This window comes from Microcoleus sp. K1-B1 (genome assembly GCF_036704705.1).
GTDB lineage: Bacteria > Cyanobacteriota > Cyanobacteriia > Cyanobacteriales > Microcoleaceae > Microcoleus.
In genome coordinates this window covers 1-19,346 of the sequence record NZ_JAUBSH010000037.1, presented here as the reverse complement: position 1 = coordinate 19,346, position 19,346 = coordinate 1, and the positions used below count along the sequence as shown (strand labels likewise).

Below are 19,346 nucleotides of genomic sequence, written 5' to 3'. Positions count from 1 at the left end.
TTAGTAATTGGTATTTTTTGTTTGACCTAATTTTTACTATTTTTCTCACACGGAAGTGTGAGCGTCCTAAAAAGGAATATACTCAACAGCATTCATCCATTCATCAGATTCCGAGGCTAAAGTAATGAGTTCCAAATCCTTAACAAATTGTCCGATCGTACCGCCTAGCTGATGTCCAAATATCAAACCAGCAAACTGTCTTTCCTGACGCTGCCAATCTTGAGCCATTGCCCTAAAACGGATATCTTGAGTAAACAATACTCTCCCTAGCTGAGTGGCACGTTCCAAAAGTTCATCATCCGGCAATTCTGTCGCACCATCTTCGATCGCAGTCAAAACATCTACACCACGACGGCGCAACTGCTCCGTAATTGCTTGGGGAATGTGAACGTCCATGTACAGAAAAATTGCCACTTACAATAATCCCTTAGCTCGCATTCTCACGAAAAATGGTGAAGGTAAAAGCAAAGATTTTTCCTGTTGTACCTGCTCCCATTCCGCGCGAATCTCCTGCTCAATTTCAGATTGAAAGTCGAAGTAATAAGCCATTGCTGCATGAGCCTCCGACGGCATCAAATAAGGATGCTGGCGGCACATTTCTTCGACTGACCAACCGTAAGCTAAATAATCCATCACAATCTGAACAACCCGCACGCGGGGTATCCGCTGCAACCGTGCGGGTTGACCCGCTACTTTCTCGATATGAGGATAAATTATTGATAGCATAATGAGATCCCAAACTAAAATCTCTAAATAGTTAAGTTAAAAACGAAAGACCTTGTAAAATCTTATTTGATTATAGCCGATCGCGCCTGCGGTGCGTGAGAGTCAATATTTTCCTTGGGATTCCCAGGTTTTTCGCCCTCACGCACCCTACAAATTGACTAAAAACCGTCAACTGTCAACTCTTAAAACAACTTTAGCCGATCGCGCAAAATCTCGGCCTGTTTTTCGGCTTCCGCCAAAGCATCCCTCGCCCCCTGAACCACATCAGGAGTAGCCTTATCCACAAACTTCTGATTAGTCAAGCGCGCCGCAGTATGCTTAATTTCAGCTTCCACTTTGCTCAACTTCTTCTCTAATTTAGCACGCAAAGCCGCCAAATCCACCACCCCAGCCAGAGGAATCAATACTTGCACAGTACCGACAACCCCAGCAATTGTCTGTCCCAAATCTGCATCCACACTAGCAGTAACTGTCAGATTTTCGACTTTTGCCAAATCCTGAATGTAAACGCCTCCATCTGAGATGATTTGGCGTTCTTTCTCGCTTTCGCTTTGCAAAATCGCCGTCACCTTCACACTGGGTTTGATATCCGAATCTGCCCGCAAATTGCGAATAGTGCGAATTGTACCGAACAACAAGTCAAACTGCTGTTCCAATTCAGCATCAATTAGCGAGATATCAGCTTCAGGATAAGCTTGCAAAGCCAAACATTGATCATCACCTGTTTGAGTCAGAGTGTGCCAAATTTCCTCAGTAATGTGCGGCATAAAAGGATGCAGCAGTTTCAAAATCCCTTCCAACACAAAAGCAAAAGTTTGCTGTGCCACATTCTTAGAATTTGGTTCAGCATCCTGTTGCAAGCGAGACTTGACTAACTCAATATACCAGTCACAGAAATCGCCCCAAATAAACTCATAAAGTCCCTTAGCCGCTTCCCCCAACCCGTAATTTTCCAAACAATTGCGGCTTTGCTGCACAACTTGATTGTAGCGAGAAAGAATCCAGCGATCGCACAATTCCAAACCACCTCCCCCAGAAGGACTTCCCAATTGCTGCGGAGTCTGTCCCTCCAAATTCATCATCACAAACCTGGCCGCATTCCACAACTTATTCGTGAAGTTCCGGGAAGCTTCCACTGATTTCGATTCATCAGTTTTGCGCTCGTACTCCATGCGAATATTTTGACCGGCCCCAACCACTTCCTTAACCAAAGTGTAGCGCAAAGCATCAGTACCGTACTTGCCAATCAACAGCAGCGGGTCGATACCGTTGTTTTTACTCTTAGACATTTTCTGACCGTTTTCATCCAACACCAAACCGTGAATGTAAACAGTATCAAAAGGCATCTTTTCAGTAAAATGTCCCGCCATCATCGTCATTCTAGCCACCCAGAAAAAGATGATATCAAAACCTGTAACCAAAGTAGTTGTGGGATAGTAAAACTCCAAATCTTTAGTTTCATCCGGCCATCCCAAAGTTGAGAAAGGCCACAACCCGGACGAAAACCAAGTATCCAATACGTCTGGATCTCTTGCTAACTGCACGTCATTACCAAATTTAGCCGTTGCTTTTTCCCTAGCTTCAGATTCTGTTTTCGCAACTATAAAAGGTGTCGTATCAGTAATTTCGCCGTGAGTTTCGCTAACAGCATACCAAGCTGGGATTTGGTGTCCCCACCACAATTGCCTGGAGATACACCAATCCTTAAGCTTCACCAACCAATCCCGATAAACCTTTGTCCATCTGTCAGGAACAAATACTGGTGAATTACTTTTATCTAATGCTTCTAAAGCACGTTGAGAAAGAGGATCTATCTTCACAAACCATTGCGTAGATATCAAAGGTTCGACCGGGACTTTGCCGCGTTCGCTGTAGGGAACTGTATGCTTATAATCTTCTATTTTAACCAAAACCCCGTCTGTTTCTAAGCGCTGTACCACATTTTTTCGGGCAACAAATCGGTCTTGTCCCTGGAACTCTGCAGCATTTTCATTTAAAGTGCCGTCCTTATTCATAATGTTAATAAACGGCAAATTGTGACGCTTACCCATCTCGAAGTCATTCGGGTCGTGGGCGGGAGTCACCTTGACACAACCAGTTCCGAAAGTCGGATCGACAAACTCATCAGCAATGATTGGAATTTCGCGATCGACGATCGGCAAAGTCACAGTTTTACCGATAAGATGCTTGTAGCGATCGTCCTGTGGATTTACCGCCACCGCAGTATCGCCCAACATTGTTTCCGGCCGAGTCGTCGCCACCTCCAAATAACCAGAACCATCCGTCAAAGGATAGCGGAAATGCCACAAATGGCCCTCAACTTCCTGCTGGTCTACCTCCAAATCCGACACAGCCGACTGACTCGCCGGACACCAATTCACAAGGTAATTGCCGCGATAAATCAGCCCCTCATCATAAAGACGGACAAACGCTTCTAAAACCGCAGCGGATAAGCCTTCATCCATCGTAAAGCGTTCACGCGACCAATCGACAGACACGCCCAAACTGCGTAATTGATTAGTAATAGTATTGCCCGATTCCGCTTTCCACTCCCAGGCCCGTTCCAAGAATTTTTCTCTGCCTAAATCGTGGCGAGTTTTGCCTTCTGCTTTGAGTTGCTTTTCGAGAATAGTTTGAACGGCGATGCTAGCATGATCCGTTCCCGGCAACCACAGGGTATTGCGTCCAGTCATGCGGTGATAGCGGACAAGGACATCAATCAGCGTCTCTTCAAAAGCGTGTCCCATGTGGAGGCTGCCGGTGACGTTGGGCGGCGGGATAACTACGCAGTAAGGTTCGCCGCCGGCTTCGGGATCAGCTTTGAAGGTTTGGTTGTCTTCCCAGTATTTTTGCCATTTGGCTTCGGTGGCTTGGGGGTCGTATTGGGGTGGTAGGTTTGCGGTCATTGGCGAGAGGGTGCAGGTTTTATATATAAGATTGTGCCACAGCGGGGGGAAGAGAAGAGGTTTGAACCGCAGAGGGCGCAGAGGGCGCAGAGGGAAGAGTGTTGCGAGGGTTTTGGATGTCATAAAAAAACCTTTCATCCCTCCCCTCTCTGCGCTCTCTGTGTTCTCTGCGGTAAAATCCTCTTAATATCTATTCACCTCTTTACAATCCACTCCATTAAGAGAAGAGTTTTGAACCGCAGAGGGCGCAGAGGGCGCAGAGGGAAGAGTGTGGGGAGGGTTTTGGATTATGATTGTGATTATTGGTTTGAGAAGAGGAGAGAAGAGAGTTGGGAGAGGAGCTTAATGAGTTGACTTATGCTGTGATTGGCGCGGCGATGGAGGTTCACAAGGAGTTGGGGCCGGGGTTTTTGGAAGCGGTATATGAGAATTCGTTGCGTGAAGAACTCTCGCGCCGGGGAATTCCTTTTCAACCTCAACCTACAGTAAATGTAACTTATAAAGGTGTTGTGGTTGGGGAAGGCAGATACGATATGCTGGTTGCCAACACTATCGTAGTTGAATTAAAGTCAGTCCAAACTCTACTTCCTATCCATGAGGCTCAAGTTATCTCTTACCTCAAAATGACTGGTTATCCTCTAGCCCTTCTCATCAACTTTAATGTCCGCTTTTTAAAAGAAGGAATCCGCCGCCTCATCCTCTCCTAAAAAACCCTCTCATCCCTCTCCTCTCTGCGCCCTCTGCGCCCTCTGCGGTTCATTCCTCTTAATATCTATTTCACTTCCTTATAATCCACTCCATAACTCGTATCTCTCCCCGACAAATACGTCGTTTTCCCCGTTAAAGTCTCCAGAGTTTTTTTCGTTTCAGCCGAAGTAATCGAATTTAGCGGCACGCCGAACTTGCTTGCCAAACCAGCCGCAACGCCCACACCTTGTCCTTGATAAATATTCACCGTCGCTATTCGCCCGACGGATACAGCCATACCGACATAACCGGACGATCGCCCGACAATGGCTAAATTCTTCACTTTGCTAGCCAAAGCGCTTTCTATGCCGAAATTATAGACTGGTAGCGGCGGAATTCTCGTAGATAAATTCTTGACTCCGCCCCGCATATCGAAATCGTAGGAAAAACTGCCGATCGACTTGGACGCTGCTGTTCCCCCTTTGATAATCTCCTGCCCCGTCAGCGGATCTACCACATCGCGAACGTTCAAACTTTGCCTGATATAAATCTCGTCGGGAATAAATACTCTCACATCTTTACCAGACTTCTTTTGTAGCCAGTGTTGGAGATGTGACATTTCTCTAATCATCTCAGGAGTCGGTTTTCTGCCGTTAGCTTCCATCTTCATGATTTGGTCAACTTGGTATTTAAACAGAAACCCATTCCAGGACAGCACATTTTTGTTATAAACGCAGACATTGCCTTTATCAAAAAAGAATCCTTTATTTTGACTAAAGGGCAAATTTCTATCTATGTGATAGGCTGCTCCTATGGCTACACTTCTGATGTCGTAGCCGTCTGTATATGGCTGATAAATCGTACTCCAGAAATTCCTCATCCAGAATTTTGTACTGGCAGGATCTTTAGATTTCATAATGCTTTCTTTAATCTTTTTTACCAAAGGCCTGTTGTAGAGAATTTCATCTTCTATGCTGCGGAATTCGGACATCGTTATACCTGTAATTGTCGGAACTACAGAGACTGCTAAAGTTTCATTTTTTGATTTTATATTTTGAGATTCATATCCTGTATAATAAGATAATCCGGCTTTTCTGGCTAATTCCGCGTCTTGAGTTACGTCAATAAAAGAGTTGGCTTTAATTCTTAAGGTGCTGCCTGTTACTTCGGCATATTCGATTTTTTTATCTACGACGTGGGGAGTAAGAGTTGAGTTGGAAATAACTCTGACTTTTGCTGCTGAAAGCATTTGCCTGAGAGCTTGATCTGCCCTTTTTGGGTCTAAGCAAGATTCGCGCGCATTCGCTTTATCTAAGAATTCCTTAAAACATTGGGCGTAGGGTTGGCGATACCAACCGGGGATTTTATCTAAATCGATGTAAGCTAAACCGCCGCGGGTGAGTAAGCCGCCCAAAGGATCTCTTCCGTAGTTCGATCGCACGATCGCAACTTTGCCCTTTGCGCCTAAAGTCTTCTTCGCCCATATCGCCGCACATATCCCCGGTACTTCATCACCATATACTACTACATCAAAGGTTTGCTCAGGTGGTTTTTTGGGAGTTATCGGAGGCGGGGTGCTGGATTTTTGCTGCAGAGTTCCATTGTCTAAGGTGGCACTTGCTGGGTTTCTATTTGCGATATAATTTTCTATTTCTCTGAAAGGCGGATAATTAAGTAAAAGTTTTAGGGCGGCAAAGATGATTGCAATTGAAGCTAGTTTCTTGAAAGTAGAGAGCATTCAGTTGACTCGTTTATAAATTTGCATTACCTGAAAGCGCAGTTCAGGGTTTACGGAGTTGAATATAGCACGTTTAGATTGTTTCTACACAATTTTAACTTTTCCGGGAACCGTGGTAAACGAATCTTCTCCACCCAAACCTGGTGATGCTGTCCTTGGCAGCCAAAATGCTACAATTACATCAATCACAAATTGAAACATAAAAAACATGACTTTTGAGGCGGTTTTAAATCTTGTTAAGCACTTGTCTCTAGCCGAAAAGTTACGATTGATTAAGTGGATTGTTCCTGAAATAGAACGAGAATTAGTTGTTCGGCCCGCTCCCCGCAAATCATTGTGGGGTTTATGTGCTGACTTGGGAATTGCACCCTCTGCCGCTGATATAGATGAAGTTCGCAGCGAAGAATGGGCGAATTTCCCAAGGGAGGATTTCTAATGCTGCGTGCTTTAGCTGATACTGATGCTGTGATCTGGTATATACTTGCCGATTCACGACTTTCGGTGACTGCTAGAACGACCCTAGAAGAGATAGCTGTCGAGGGAAATTAGGTGGCTTTTTCATCAATTACATTAGCAGAAATTGTCTATCTGAGCGAGAGAGGGCGCATTAATTCAACTACTCTCGATCTATTATTGAGAGTAGTTGAGAGCGATGATGCCTTAGTGGTTGAAATTCCTTTCGATCGCAATATAGCTTTGACTTTAAGGCAAGTTGACCGATCGCAAATTCCCGATTTGCCCGATCGCATTATTGCTGCTACTGCTTTGTATCTTAATGTACCCGTTATTAGTCGCGATCGCCGGATTCAATTATCTAGTATAGACACAATTTGGTAAATCTGAGTCATTCCGCGCAAGTTGAAATTTTCCGGGAACTGTTGTTAGCGGTTTTGCCTGTGTTACTGGTTTGGCAGGGCATTTGATGTGGGTAAGGATGGCGGGTGCGATCGCATCTCAGATATCTGGTGTCGGGAAGGGCGATCGGCTATAATAATTTAAGAACAACAATTGAGTCACCTTAAACATACAGAAAAAATGGAAAAAGTTTTTGTACATCCTGAATGTCCTTTTTCTGCAGACACATTTAACTTATTGGCACAATTTTCTGAAAACCCCATGTGGGATTTTTACCGGGAACACAAAAAAGATTTCTTAAAATATGTAGAAGAGCCAGTCAAGTATATTTTAAGCCAGGTAGAAGAGCAGTTGCCTGATTATATTAAAAAACATATAAATATTAAGTATGAGAGCTGTTGGTTCCTTCCATCAAACTATTGGGCATCTACAGTAATCTACAGGGTAGACTACTATAGTTTTAACAGTATGATTTCTCCCCAATCTCCTCAGTTAATGTTAAGAACTGAAAACCAGACATTAAGCTTTGGCTTGGAGGTTAAAGAAAATCTGTTTCAATTAATGCTATATAGTTATAAAAAAAAATATAGAGAGGACGTTGATTTTATCGAAACTCTCAAAGATTACAAGCTGAGTAATCAACATCATTTTTATTTAGAATCTAGCTGGAAAGAAGAAGATATTGATGAGAATGATATTTTTTGTTTTGATGGTTTACATAGGAAGGATATTTATTATCAAATGGAATCTGAAAAAAACTTTTATGAGTTATTAGAAAATATCTTGAAAAAGATTCCTATCGATTCACCAGAGTCTGAAGAATTTAAAGGTGTTTTGTTTGGTAATATTTTTGCTGGTATATCACTTGAATCAAGACAAATATTAGGATGTTCTGCCCAACAACTAATTTATAAAGTAGCCCAAACATTTAAAAATTTATTTCCATTTTTTTTAATCTCTAATGTCTACGCTGACCAGTCTTTACCTCTTCTTTTTTATGAATATTTTTTAGAATATGAAAAGGGATTTAATGGAGTATATCAACTCGAAACAATTTCAGAAATTACTGGTTTTCAAACAAACCAACTAACTCAATGGATACAGGCCATTAACCGCAAAAGCCAAACCATCATCCAAGGCCCGCCCGGAACCGGAAAAACCTTCATTGCTGAAAAATTAGCCAAACACTTAATCGGCGGCGGTGACGGTTTCTCAGACATTATCCAATTTCACCCCGCCTACACCTACGAAGACTTTATCGAAGGCCTCCGCCCAATAACTCAAAACGGACAATTAACCTACTCAATAGTTCCCGGTAGATTCCTAGAATTCTGCGAAAAAGCCGAAGCCTGTGAAGACACTTGCGTTCTCATTATTGATGAAATTAATCGCGCAAATCTCTCTCAAGTCTTTGGCGAGTTAATGTATCTCCTAGATGACCGACAAGACACAGCACGCTTTATTACACTAGCCAGCGGTAAACTATTTAGAATCCCTACAAATGTCCGCATTATCGGCACAATGAACACCGCAGACCGTTCTATTGCCTTAGTCGATAACGCACTCCGCCGCCGCTTCGCATTCATTCCCCTTTATCCAAACTATGAAGTCCTGGGACAGTATCACCAAAGAGAGAAAACAGGTTTTCCAGTTGATACATTAATTGGTATTCTCAAAAAAGTCAATGATAAAATTGACAACAAACACTATCAACTAGGCATCTCCTTCTTTTTGACAAAAACCTTAGCTAAAGATATCCAAGATATTTGGGAAATGGAAATTGAGCCATACCTCGAAGAATACTTCTTTAATAACCAGGCAAAAATGGATGAATTTCTCTGGGAGAATATCAAGAAAGAATTGGGATATTGACAATCTAACGCCGTCATTAACGCCGATACGGTGGCGTTACTACATCCACCAAAATTATGAAACGAGAATCACCCCAAATCATCGAACTCACTGAATATAAATCCGAAAGCTTTGAACCAGATTTTATCCCCGAATCAGTCGCACAAAAAATACACCATAATTATGACAAGGAAATCGATATAGAATTTCCCACCCCTAAAACAAAAGATAAATGGAAATTAAAATCTAAAGGCAGAGTTGGCAACATTCCCATTACTCCAGAATTTCACATTATCATCCACCCAAAAGTCCCAATTGTCAACTTATTCGGAATGATTGACTATGCCTACAACCTTAAGATAAAATTTCCCCAAGGATCGATTCATTGCCAATCTTTAGAAGAAAGTTACGAGAGATTAGCTAACATTCTTGCCCAAAAAATTCTAGAACGCTGTCGCAAAGGATTATATCGCGATTACTTATCCAAAACAGAAAGACTCGCCTACATTCGCGGCCGCGTCGATTTGCGGTCAGCCCTGCAAAAGCCTTGGGATGTTAAACTAAAATGCCACTATAACGAACAAACAGGCGATATCGAAGATAATCAAATTCTGGCTTGGACACTCTTCATCATTGGCCGCAGCGGTTTGTGCGGTGAATCTGTTTCATCCACTGTGCGAAAAGCCTTTCACGCACTCCAAGGATTTGTTACATTAAAAACTTTTAAATCAGAAGCTTGTATTGATAGAAATTATCACCGCTTGAATCAAGATTATCAACTTTTACACGCCTTATGTCGATTCTTTTTAGATAACACAGGGCCGAGTCACGAAACAGGCGATCGCGAAATGCTCCCTTTTCTCATAGACATGGCTAATTTATATGAACAATTTGTCGCTGAATGGCTCAAAGCAAATACACCAAAAGGCTTTTTTGTCAAACAACAACACCGAGTCACACATGACCAAAACTACTTCGATCGGATTGACTTACTCCTAGGCGATAGTGAAACAAATGAAATCCTGTACGTCCTCGATACAAAATACAAAGCTCCCGATAAAGTAGACAGTGATGACCGTCATCAAATAGTTGCTTACGCAAATGCCTTAAATTGCCAAAATGCAATTCTCGTCTACCCGCAAAACCTCAAACAGCCACTAGATATAAAAAATGACGATATTCGAGTTCGCAGTCTAACTTTTTCCCTAGATAGCGACCTCCATGAAGCCGGAAAAACCTTCTTAACCTCTCTACTTCCAAACACCCTCCCCTAACTCTACTCTGCGCCCTCTGCGCCCTCTGCGGTTCATTTTCCCACAAAAAAAGAGGCGCAATTGCGCCTCCCAAATCTTTCATGTCAGGGTTCTAAACACTAACAGCCACTTTCGCTTCTTTTGCAGTCAACTTCTCGTAAGTCGCCCGCATCTTCAATCCGACTAACACTTGGAACAAACCAGTTCCATTGTTGGAACCAGGATACTCGCGGTGCTGGAGCAACAGGTGAGTTAACTCGCCTTCATACTTCGCAGAAGTCTTGCTCAAATGGCTTTCGATGTAAATAACTTCTTCGAGATTCTCGAATTGACCATCTACTTCCAAAATCGAGACTTCGTGACCGTAGAAAGCGTCAGGCCCGTAGTACATCTTAATTCCGGGATAGGAACAAGTCAGCTTGCGGCCGCAAGGAACCCAGTTAATTGTTGAACCTTCGTCAAACAAATACGCAGGCTCAAAATTGGCGATGCCTTCGCGCTGGATCATCTGCACGCGCAGAACTTTCCGCTCTTTGTCATCTTTGATCAAGTTGGTCGGCAACACTTGAATTACCACATCAGCATATTGCTTTTGCGGGTCGATGTAGGCCGTAAAATCCGGTTTGCGAGCATTGATCGCAAACAGCACGTCTTCGTAACGGTGGCCCCGTTCCGCCATGTCGCGCTGGATTTTCCAAGCAATTTTTACCTCGTCGCTGATGTCGAGGTAGACGCTGAAGTCGAGGAGCGATCGAACTCGCTCGTCGTACAGGGGATGCAGCCCCTCAATCACAATCACGTGATTCGGCTCTACCCGCTCAGGAGGATCGAGCAGACCAGTTTCGTGGTTGTAAATCGGCTTGTCGATCGCCCGACCTTCTTTGAGAGCCTTCATTTGCTCGGCCATCAGGTCAAAATTGTTGGCTCTGGGGTCAAGGGCTGTAATCCCTGTTTCCTTGCGCTGCTTGCGATCGAGACAATGATAGTCATCAAGGCAGATTACAGTAACGAAATCTTCCCCGAACAAATCTGTCAATCGGCGTAAAAAAGTAGATTTTCCGCATCCGGAATCTCCGGCAACGCCAATTAAAACCACGCGATCCGGCTTACTGGTCATAGTTTCCCTCTAACAAAATCACTGTTTACTAACTAACTCAAGTCTAGATTCCACAAAATTTCAGCCCGCAGGTAGCGGCAAGCAGGCTTTGTGCTGCTTTGCTACCCCGAGAGGATCGAGTTCTCACCAGCATACAGCAGTGAGTTGACTGCCTGCCCGGGCAGACCCAAGCAATCTTCAAGGCAAGTAATTAATACTAACTTTAGTGGTTAATCTTACCAGAAGGCGTTCGCCCCCTACAAGCTCAACCTCATTAAACTGCTCGAATTTTCCTTTCTCTGGTGGGGCGCTCCCCAAATCACAATGACTTATCGGGGCAGATCCCCCGATCGGGTAAAATATTGGCAGTACGCAGACAACAATAGCTATAGGTCAACAGCCGAACGCATGATGGCTCGGTGAGCTGGGCGTTCGGCTAGTAGGGATTTGATACGCGAGCGATCGCAACTTCAACACTCCTGCCGGCGTGGCGAGGCCCAGAAATTGGCGCGGCCAATTAGTCCCGATGGCCTTAAGAAAAAAGTAAATTGAGTCTAACGTCACATTCTCTTTCTTTATAACTCTGTATCGTGAAGGAAAATCAACAAATGTACAGCCCAAGCATATCTGGTGTTGCGGCAAACTCAGAATCAGGCAGCCGCATCTTTGTTTACGAAGTGGAGGGTATGCGTCAGAGCCAAGCAACTGACCAAATAAGTAACCCGATTCGCCGTAGTGGTAGCGTATTTATCTCCGTGCCCTACGATCGCATGAATCAGGAAATGCGTAGAATTGCTCGGATGGGTGGCAAAATCGTCAGCATCCGCCCCTCAAACAGCGCTCCCGAAACAAATGGCAAAGTCGCACCAGAAGCAGGGCTACAGAGTCAGAAATCTGGAGAAGAAACTAAGCCCATGACTCAAGCCAAGGAAAAAGTTCAGGTTCCTGTTAACCTTTACAAGCCGGCCAATCCCTATATTGGTAAGTGCATTTCTACAGAAGAATTAGTCAGAGAAGGCGGCGACGGCACAGTCCGCCACGTCACCTTCGACATTTCTGGAGGCAATTTGCACTATCTCGAAGGTCAAAGTATCGGGATTATTCCCGATGGCACGGATAAAAACGGCAAACCTCACAAAATTCGGCTTTACTCGATCGCCTCCACCCGTCACGGCGACCATCTCGACGACAAAACAGTCTCGCTGTGCGTGCGCCGCCTAGAGTACAAAAGCCCGGAAACTGGCGAACAAGTCTTTGGTGTTTGTTCGACTTTTCTCACCGGTTTGCAACCTGGAGATGATGTCAAAATCACCGGCCCCGTAGGCAAGGAAATGCTGTTGCCCGACGACGAAGAAGCCACCATTATAATGATGGGTACCGGTACGGGGATTGCTCCTTTCCGGGCTTATTTGTGGCGGATGTTTAAAGAAAACAATCCCGATTACAAATTCAAAGGTTTAGCTTGGCTGTTCTTTGGAGTTGCTTACACTCCCAACATTCTTTATAAGGAAGAGTTGGAACAATTGCAGCGCGAGTTCCCCGATAATTTCCGCTTGACTTATGCCATCAGCCGCGAGCAAAAGAATGTTGACGGCGGCAAGATGTACATTCAAAACCGGATTCAAGAGAACGCAGACCAATTGTGGGAATTGGTTCAAAAGCCGAATACTCACACTTATATCTGCGGTTTGAAGGGTATGGAAGGCGGAATTGATGAGGGAATGTCGGCGGCGGCTGGCAAGCACGGTGTTGAGTGGGCTGCCTATCAGAAACAGTTGAAGAAAGAGCACCGTTGGCACGTTGAAACTTATTAATCTGTTACCTGATTTAATCTGATTTGTAGGGTGAGCTTGGCTCGCCCTACAATTTTTGAAGCAGTTTTGAGTCTTGAGGGGCTGGTTCACCCAAGACAAGTGTAAAATATACAGTAAGCTCACCGAAAAAGGGAGATAACTGACATGGTTATAACTTCTACCCAAAAACTCACCTTTGAAGAATATCTGAACTATCAGGGAGAATCGGGTGTTTGTTATGAATTATATCGGGGCAATCTGATCGAAATGCCAACACCTACAGCAATACATATCAAAATTTGTGAATTTTTAGTTTATCAGTTCCGGCGCTTCTTTGCAGCACACAACCTACCGATAGTTGCAATTGTGACTACCGCAGTCCGAACTGAGGAAAACTCTTCTCGCATTCCTGATGTGGTGATTTGCACTCAGAGTCTGTGGGAACAAGTCTGTGCCCAACCTGGTTCCGCAGTCTTGGACTTTGAAGAAAAACCGCTGTTAGTTATCGAAGTTACCAGTCAAAATTGGCGGGACGACTACATTCGCAAACGGGCAGAATATGACTTAATTGATATCCCTGAATATTGGATTGTAGACCCAAATCAACCGAAAATACGAGTATGCAGTCGCCCGGAAAATGAAGGCAGTTATTCTCATCAGGAATTTTTGCCGGGACAGCAAGTTCAGTCTGTACAGTTCGCTGAATTTATTTTATCGGTTAATGAAGTGCTATGTCCGCCCCTAGTTGAAGATTTAATTCGAGAAGAACAAGCACAGCTACAGCAACTAGGACAGCAAAATGAGCAACTAGAACAGCAAAATGAGCAACTAGAACAGCAAAATGAGCAACTAGAACAGCAAGTTAATGCCGAAAGGCAGCGGGCCGAAAGATTGGCGCAGCGGCTGCGAGAAATGGGGATAGAGATGGATACAGAACTTTAAATTGCCATGTAAAATCTGGATTAATTAGTCATGTAGATCCCGGACTTTTTTAAGAAGTCGGGTCTCTGGGTATTCAGTGAAGCCACGGTTATCATACAATGATTCTAGATGAAGTGAGTTTCAACGGGTCAAAGTCGTGGCTTTCAAAATTGGTTTGTTAGGTTTGGGTACAGTTGGCGCGGGAACAGCAGAGATTTTGCTCTCCCCAGATGGCCGCCATCCACTGTTGCAGGAATTGGAAATCTATCGGGTGGGAGTGCGCGATATTTCTCGAACTCGGTCTTTACAATTGCCAGAAAATGTGCTGACAACTGACCTAGAAGCGATCGCAACTGACCCGGAAATTGATATTGTAGTAGAATTGATTGGCGGATTGGAACCGGCGCGATCGCTCATTCTGCAAGCTATTGCCAGTGGCAAGCACGTCGTCACTGCCAACAAAGCAGTTATCGCCCGCTACGGGAATGAAATCTTCGAGGCCGCCAACAAAAAAGGCGTTTACGTAATGCTAGAAGCTGCTGTCGGCGGCGGCATTCCGGTCATTCAAACCCTCAAACAATCTTTAGGTGCAAACCGCATTAAAAGTGTCACCGGCATCGTCAACGGCACAACTAATTACATCCTGACGCGGATGCAAACAGAAGGCGCAGACTTTGCCGAAGTCCTGGCCGACGCTCAGCAATTAGGTTATGCTGAAGCTGACCCCACAGCAGATGTAGATGGATTAGATGCTGCCGATAAAATTGCTATTTTAGCCTCGCTAGCTTTTGGCGGACGCATCAAATTAGCCGATGTTCACTGCGAAGGTATCAGAAAAGTTAGTGCGGCGGATATTGACTACGCCGACAAGCTGGGATTTGTGATTAAATTGTTGGCTATTGCTCAAGAAACCTCTCACTACAATGGCAAGCAAGCTGAGGGAGAAAGCGAACTGCTGTCAATTCGAGTGCATCCGAGTTTTGTGCCGAAAACTCATCCGCTGGCTAGTGTTAACGGGGTTTACAATGCAATTTTAGTCGAAGGAGAGCCGATCGGGCAATTGATGCTGTACGGGCGCGGCGCCGGTGCGGGCCCCACAGCTAGCGCCGTAGTATCCGACATCATGAATGTAGCGGCCATCCTGAAAACAGAAACTGTTCCGATTCCTCATCCTTTGCTGAGTTGCAGTCACCAACACTACTGCAAAATTGCTCCGATGCAGGAACTTGTTACTCGCTTTTACGCCCGTTTTTTAACGCACGATACTCCGGGGGTAATTGGCCAACTAGGCACTTGTTTCGGCAACCACAAAGTTAGTTTAGAATCAGTTGTGCAGACGGGAATTCACGGCGATTTAGCAGAAATTGTCGTCGTGACTCACGATGTTAGGGAAGGTAATTTTCAACAAGCACTCGATGAAATTCGAGCGATGGAAGCAGTCGATAGTATTGCTAGCACGTTGCGAGTTTTGTAAAAGTGATTTGCTAAGGCCGGGCGGGTTTCACATACAATATTTGTTAATAATTGACAATATCTAAAACCCGCCCTCTCACTCACCCAATGGTAAATGTCATGTAGATTTTTGCCATTTGATACAAGTAAAAGTTAATTGAGATTATTCGTTGTGCGGTGGCGGGTTTATGTAAATTTTTTGTACTTATTCAATATTGTTGGTAAAACCGGCGGCTACCAGATAATGAAAGGAACAGAATTCGATTTTGTTGATCGCAAAACGGGAAGGCACTTGCTAGATTCTCTCTACGAAAAGTTTGCAAAACCCCAACTGCACGATACTTTTAAACCCAATAATCCTTCAATTTACATTCGGCACCAGGAAGGGCAACTTATTGATGGAAATTATATTATAACAAAAGTGTTTGAAGACTCTCGCACTGGTTTTTATGCTGAAAGTCGCTTCCCCATTTCTGGCAATCATCCACCTGTTTTAGTGATTCGCGGCTACGGTTCTTGGTATCCTTTCGATCGCGTTTTGGAAGATACGCCCGATGTATTTATGGCAAAACTAGAACGCCAGTTAAAATCGGCGCAAACTGCGGGTGCTATTGATTGGATAAAGCAGCAATTTCACAGCGGGAATCCGCCCGATCTCATCGGAGAAAGTTTGGGGGGCAAAGTTGCTCAGCAAATAGCAGCAAAATACCCGGATTATATTAGATCCACTGTAGTTTTTAATTCTTTGGGCGTTTCGGAAAAGTTAGCTAAAACTTCCACCGCTAACAATGTTTTTCACTACTTTACTTTAGGTGAAAGGTATGCTTTCTGGGCAAATGAAGGCGATTACATACCGGGAACGATTTTTGTGATTTCCCAGAAGGGGAAAAGCTGTTGTTATAAAATCGAAGAGGCGATCGTCCGAATGGCGCGTTTTGAAGGCAAGTTTCTCAAAAGGCGCGCGATTGTGGCAATATTGGCTCAGTTGCTTTTGCTAAATAGACACAATGCGATCGTCCTCAACAAGCGGCGGTCAGTAGTCGTTCAGATCGATCGCACTCAATTGCAAATTTTCCGAAAAAAGCGCTTTGTTTAAACTCAGACAGAATTGCTTCAGGCTGCAGATGGCTGATTTTCCCGCGCTGCGACGGCGAGAACCAGACAAAGTGCTGCGATCGCTTTTTCCCATTCTTGCTTTACAGCGGTAGGTTGAACCTCATCAAAGGTGCTAACTAAACGAGGGATCGCTCGTTCTAATGCCTGTCTGGGAATTGATTTGTGCAGATCGACTAAACGAGTTAAACTTTCTTGATTCTTCAAAAAACCGACTACCCATTTCGTAGTATGATCGGGACTCTCAGGGACGTTTTTAATTCCGAGTTCTGTTTGCAACCAGTCGTAAAAAGGCGGCAGCTTTTGAGCTAAAACAGTTCCAGCAGTGGGCAAAGTTTCTTTGAGTAAAGCTGTATCGAGACTTCCCAATAATTGATTGAATTCCGGTGAATCTAGCAAGCTGGTTAATGGCAGTGAAAGCAGGGCTTCAGAAGCGTCAGGGGATACATTTAAAGTCCGCGAAAATGTTTGCAGCATGGGAAAGTCTCTGGTAGTGATGACTTTTTTAGCCTAACAACCACGCGAATCAATGAATATGAGCTACCTCATACAATTCTATGATTTACTGAACTTACCATGTGAATTAATCCTTTTTTATGTGTAATATTTCACAATTTGAGCGATGCGCTTCATAATTTTGAGTACATTGTACAATTCATTTCCTCGATCGCGCAAATCAAAGGAATTAGATAAACCGTACTGCGGTGTACCTTGATACGTCATTTTAATGAACTGAAAATTCCTGCCGTTGCTTAGCATTCCAAAGGACGCCATGCTAGGATTAGGATTAGCCAGCAGATAAGCTAATATTTGCGCTAATCCTGTTTCTATGGAAATTTGAGCGCTTTTTGACTCGATAACCATTACCCAAAACTGCTGTTTTAAAACCAGGACATCCATCCTACCTCTGATAATTGTCTCGTCTTCGTCTTCAAATAAAATTTCTACTTCAGGTTCAGCTTTGATATGAAAGGGAGGTAAATAGAAACCTGCAAAATGTAGCAAGGGAGATAAGACTACCATTTTGACGGTAGTTTCTAGCATGGGAGGATACTCGACTAAGTTGAAATAGCTAGCTTTCACTTGATCGAGAAATTGTTTTTCAAATTCGCTGATTTCGGGTAATTCGTCAATCCATTCACGAAAAAATTGGTCGTCATCAACGAGTTGGATATTAAATTTTTCCCTTAAGTAGGAGAGAGTAACTTCTCTAGCTGGGATTGTTGCCGTCATAGTTTTTGATGATTATTCCTAATCTTAACTACATTATACAACATACAATTCATTTCCTCGATCGCCCAAATCTAATTTCAACCGGGCTGTACATATCTGCCTGCATCTGCGGTTAAAAAAAAAATCCCATTGAATCAGCTAAACAAATTCTCCCTTAGCAACCATCACCACCTTACCACCCACCAAAACTGCTATTTGCCCTTCATTTTTTGCTGCTTGTAACAACAGCAAAGAAGGTCGATCGATTTCATAACCCTGCTCAACTCTGACATCAATCTTTGCTTCCCCGCAATAATCATGTTCTACCAAATATCCAGCCAAACAGCCGTTAGCACTGCCAGTCGCCGGATCTTCAGGAATTCCTAATGAATGGGCAAAAACTCGCACGCTTAAATCATTAAGGTCGCTGTAAGTTTCTGGGCAAAATATCAAGATTTCTTTCGCTTCCATTGTATCAACTAGCTCAAAATATTTATCTAAATTGACTTGAGCTTTTTTGAGCGAGGCGAGAGTTTTTAATGGGACAATTATAAACGGCACTCCGGTCGAAACTTCTTGAATTGGGAAGTTGGAATCAATTTCATCGGGTTCTAAATTCAAGACATTTGCCAGACTTTCGGCTGATAAAACGTGACCAAAACTAGGCGGGTTTTGTCGCATCCACAAAATATCTGCCGATTCATTGTGATAATTAAAAGTAACTGGAATTTGACCGACGGCTAGATTGAGAATTACTCGATCGACCTTTTCGCGAATAATCTCTTGCTGCAACACAAACGCAGTGCCCAAAGTGGGATGACCGGCAAAGGGCAATTCCTTCTTGGGCGTGAATATCCGCACGTCATAGCCGCCATCTCGCGGATCGGGCGATCGAATAAACGTAGTTTCTGAATAATTGATTTCTCTGGCTATCTGTAGCATTTGAGCCTCAGATAGTTCGGCAACTCCCGCACCGCAAAATACAGCGAGTTGATTGCCAGCATACTTTGACTCGGCAAACACGTCAACTATATAAAAATTCATAATTATGCCTTTGGTAAAAGTCGATAACTGATATTTTACATCCAGCGTTACAAAGCAGATTTATTTTATCGATCGAGTCACCGCGACGATTTGACGCAGTTTAAAGAGGCGCTTAGAATTGGAAGGATATAGAGAAACAGGGATTTGTAAGAATTTGTTGAGGTATCCGCTCAATAAATCGGGGTAACAGTAAAAAAAGAAGGTTAACAATCTAGGCACAGCATGGTAGAATATGACATATTATTAATCATAAAATCAAGAATGTCATAGTTTTTTTGAGCCACTAAAGTCACAATTAAGCGTGGGTTTATACGACACTTACTACAGGAATGAAGGGCCGATAATTCAGAGCCTTTATATTTTTTTGAATTTCTTCAATCAGACCAGGACACACCCAGAGAATAAACCGAAGATTGTTGACGAATAATCGTCCCTAGAGATGGAATATTTCCCAGGTAAGAAATACGGTCGTGCATATATTCAAAAAAGCTAATTCCTAATTTGCGGGTAGTCGCCACCAGAGACATGAAAACATCCATCGCCTTAGTTCCTTCACAAGTTTGGGTTGCATAACTAATATTTCGTCGCTGCACGATTGTTCTAGCAGCTAATTCTGCCGGGTTATTATGTAAAGGTAATTCCGGATGCTCCAAAACTAAAAGCAACTCAGATATTTTACTCAAAGTTAATTTTTTTCGT

Annotated in this window: 17 protein-coding genes and 1 pseudogene; 9 read left to right on the top strand and 9 right to left on the bottom strand. The window is 43.6% G+C overall.

Annotated elements, in window-relative coordinates:
• Window positions 1-66: 66 nt before the first annotated feature.
• The 3 genes from QUA83_RS15525 to QUA83_RS15515 all read right to left on the bottom strand — a co-directional run bounded on the left by QUA83_RS15525 (window position 67) and on the right by QUA83_RS15515 (window position 3,632).
• Window positions 67-414 carry a DUF5615 family PIN-like protein gene (locus tag QUA83_RS15525; protein ID WP_333060153.1) on the bottom strand — a complete coding sequence of 116 codons (348 nt, stop codon included), beginning with the start codon at window positions 412-414 and terminating at the stop codon, window positions 67-69.
• Window positions 415-726 carry a DUF433 domain-containing protein gene (locus QUA83_RS15520; RefSeq protein WP_333060152.1) on the bottom strand — a complete coding sequence of 104 codons (312 nt, stop codon included), beginning with the start codon at window positions 724-726 and terminating at the stop codon, window positions 415-417.
• A 182-nt stretch (window positions 727-908) separates the two neighbouring features.
• On the bottom strand, window positions 909-3,632 hold the full coding sequence (locus QUA83_RS15515; RefSeq protein WP_333294027.1) for a valine--tRNA ligase: 2,724 nt from the start codon (window positions 3,630-3,632) through the stop codon (window positions 909-911).
• A gap of 329 nt (window positions 3,633-3,961) precedes the next feature.
• On the opposite strand from QUA83_RS15515, the gene QUA83_RS15510 reads away from it, so the two are divergent.
• The gene (locus tag QUA83_RS15510; protein ID WP_333294026.1) at window positions 3,962-4,339 is read left to right on the top strand and encodes a GxxExxY protein; all 378 of its coding nucleotides are present in this window, start codon (window positions 3,962-3,964) and stop codon (window positions 4,337-4,339) included.
• A 65-nt stretch (window positions 4,340-4,404) separates the two neighbouring features.
• Here QUA83_RS15510 and QUA83_RS15505 read toward each other — a convergent pair whose 3' ends face one another.
• Entirely contained in the window at window positions 4,405-6,057 is a 1,653-nt protein-coding gene (locus tag QUA83_RS15505) for an FAD-dependent oxidoreductase (RefSeq protein WP_333154311.1), read from the bottom strand.
• Between the two features lie 208 nt (window positions 6,058-6,265).
• Here QUA83_RS15505 and QUA83_RS15500 point away from each other — a divergent pair, with 208 nt between their 5' ends.
• The 4 genes from QUA83_RS15500 to QUA83_RS15485 all read left to right on the top strand — a co-directional run bounded on the left by QUA83_RS15500 (window position 6,266) and on the right by QUA83_RS15485 (window position 10,037).
• Window positions 6,266-6,493: a hypothetical protein gene (locus tag QUA83_RS15500; RefSeq protein WP_333294025.1), complete on the top strand. Its 228-nt coding sequence runs from the start codon at window positions 6,266-6,268 to the stop codon at window positions 6,491-6,493.
• A 113-nt stretch (window positions 6,494-6,606) separates the two neighbouring features.
• On the top strand, window positions 6,607-6,894 hold the full coding sequence (locus QUA83_RS15495; protein ID WP_333294024.1) for a PIN domain-containing protein: 288 nt from the start codon (window positions 6,607-6,609) through the stop codon (window positions 6,892-6,894).
• A 198-nt stretch (window positions 6,895-7,092) separates the two neighbouring features.
• Entirely contained in the window at window positions 7,093-8,784 is a 1,692-nt protein-coding gene (locus QUA83_RS15490; RefSeq protein ID WP_333294023.1) for an AAA family ATPase, read from the top strand.
• 56 nt (window positions 8,785-8,840) lie between these two features.
• Window positions 8,841-10,037 (top strand): 5-methylcytosine restriction system specificity protein McrC, encoded by a 1,197-nt coding sequence (locus QUA83_RS15485; RefSeq protein ID WP_333294022.1) that lies wholly within the window; start codon window positions 8,841-8,843, stop codon window positions 10,035-10,037.
• A gap of 91 nt (window positions 10,038-10,128) precedes the next feature.
• On the opposite strand, the gene QUA83_RS15480 is transcribed toward QUA83_RS15485, so the two are convergent.
• A complete protein-coding gene (locus QUA83_RS15480) occupies window positions 10,129-11,133 on the bottom strand; it encodes a phosphoribulokinase (protein WP_333160071.1) in 1,005 nt (334 codons plus the stop codon).
• A gap of 587 nt (window positions 11,134-11,720) precedes the next feature.
• Between QUA83_RS15480 and petH the strand changes: the two genes are divergently transcribed.
• From petH to QUA83_RS15460, 4 genes are all read left to right on the top strand, one after another.
• Window positions 11,721-12,926 (top strand): ferredoxin--NADP reductase, encoded by a 1,206-nt coding sequence (petH, locus tag QUA83_RS15475; RefSeq protein ID WP_333294021.1) that lies wholly within the window; start codon window positions 11,721-11,723, stop codon window positions 12,924-12,926.
• Window positions 12,927-13,070: 144 nt separating this feature from the next.
• Window positions 13,071-13,847: a Uma2 family endonuclease gene (locus QUA83_RS15470; RefSeq protein ID WP_333294020.1), complete on the top strand. Its 777-nt coding sequence runs from the start codon at window positions 13,071-13,073 to the stop codon at window positions 13,845-13,847.
• Window positions 13,848-13,983: 136 nt separating this feature from the next.
• Entirely contained in the window at window positions 13,984-15,300 is a 1,317-nt protein-coding gene (locus QUA83_RS15465; RefSeq protein ID WP_333294018.1) for a homoserine dehydrogenase, read from the top strand.
• Window positions 15,301-15,435: 135 nt separating this feature from the next.
• Window positions 15,436-16,374: an alpha/beta hydrolase gene (locus QUA83_RS15460; protein WP_333294017.1), complete on the top strand. Its 939-nt coding sequence runs from the start codon at window positions 15,436-15,438 to the stop codon at window positions 16,372-16,374.
• A 17-nt stretch (window positions 16,375-16,391) separates the two neighbouring features.
• On the opposite strand, the gene QUA83_RS15455 is transcribed toward QUA83_RS15460, so the two are convergent.
• The 4 genes and pseudogenes from QUA83_RS15455 to QUA83_RS15440 all read right to left on the bottom strand — a co-directional run.
• Window positions 16,392-16,868, bottom strand: coding sequence for a hypothetical protein (locus QUA83_RS15455; protein ID WP_333294016.1), 477 nt, complete (start codon window positions 16,866-16,868; stop codon window positions 16,392-16,394).
• Window positions 16,869-16,985: 117 nt separating this feature from the next.
• Complete coding sequence (locus QUA83_RS15450; RefSeq protein WP_333294015.1) at window positions 16,986-17,624, bottom strand: restriction endonuclease subunit R; 639 nt, start codon at window positions 17,622-17,624, stop codon at window positions 16,986-16,988.
• A 138-nt stretch (window positions 17,625-17,762) separates the two neighbouring features.
• Entirely contained in the window at window positions 17,763-18,647 is an 885-nt protein-coding gene (locus QUA83_RS15445; RefSeq protein ID WP_333294014.1) for a PhzF family phenazine biosynthesis protein, read from the bottom strand.
• A gap of 374 nt (window positions 18,648-19,021) precedes the next feature.
• Window positions 19,022-19,346 (bottom strand): annotated as a pseudogene (locus QUA83_RS15440) (hypothetical protein); the annotation flags it as partial.

Bases quoted from the DNA above. Each gene is read 5' to 3' on its own strand.
- QUA83_RS15485 (WP_333294022.1), top strand. From the start codon at position 8,841: ATGAAACGAGAATCACCCCAAATCATCGAACTCACTGAATATAAATCC.
- QUA83_RS15515 (WP_333294027.1), bottom strand. From the start codon at position 3,632: ATGACCGCAAACCTACCACCCCAATACGACCCCCAAGCCACCGAAGCC.
- QUA83_RS15450 (WP_333294015.1), bottom strand. From the start codon at position 17,624: ATGACGGCAACAATCCCAGCTAGAGAAGTTACTCTCTCCTACTTAAGG.
- QUA83_RS15520 (WP_333060152.1), bottom strand. From the start codon at position 726: ATGCTATCAATAATTTATCCTCATATCGAGAAAGTAGCGGGTCAACCC.
- QUA83_RS15445 (WP_333294014.1), bottom strand. From the start codon at position 18,647: ATGAATTTTTATATAGTTGACGTGTTTGCCGAGTCAAAGTATGCTGGC.
- QUA83_RS15480 (WP_333160071.1), bottom strand. From the start codon at position 11,133: ATGACCAGTAAGCCGGATCGCGTGGTTTTAATTGGCGTTGCCGGAGAT.
- QUA83_RS15455 (WP_333294016.1), bottom strand. From the start codon at position 16,868: ATGCTGCAAACATTTTCGCGGACTTTAAATGTATCCCCTGACGCTTCT.
- QUA83_RS15505 (WP_333154311.1), bottom strand. From the start codon at position 6,057: ATGCTCTCTACTTTCAAGAAACTAGCTTCAATTGCAATCATCTTTGCC.
- QUA83_RS15490 (WP_333294023.1), top strand. From the start codon at position 7,093: ATGGAAAAAGTTTTTGTACATCCTGAATGTCCTTTTTCTGCAGACACA.
- petH (WP_333294021.1), top strand. From the start codon at position 11,721: ATGTACAGCCCAAGCATATCTGGTGTTGCGGCAAACTCAGAATCAGGC.
- QUA83_RS15470 (WP_333294020.1), top strand. From the start codon at position 13,071: ATGGTTATAACTTCTACCCAAAAACTCACCTTTGAAGAATATCTGAAC.
- QUA83_RS15500 (WP_333294025.1), top strand. From the start codon at position 6,266: ATGACTTTTGAGGCGGTTTTAAATCTTGTTAAGCACTTGTCTCTAGCC.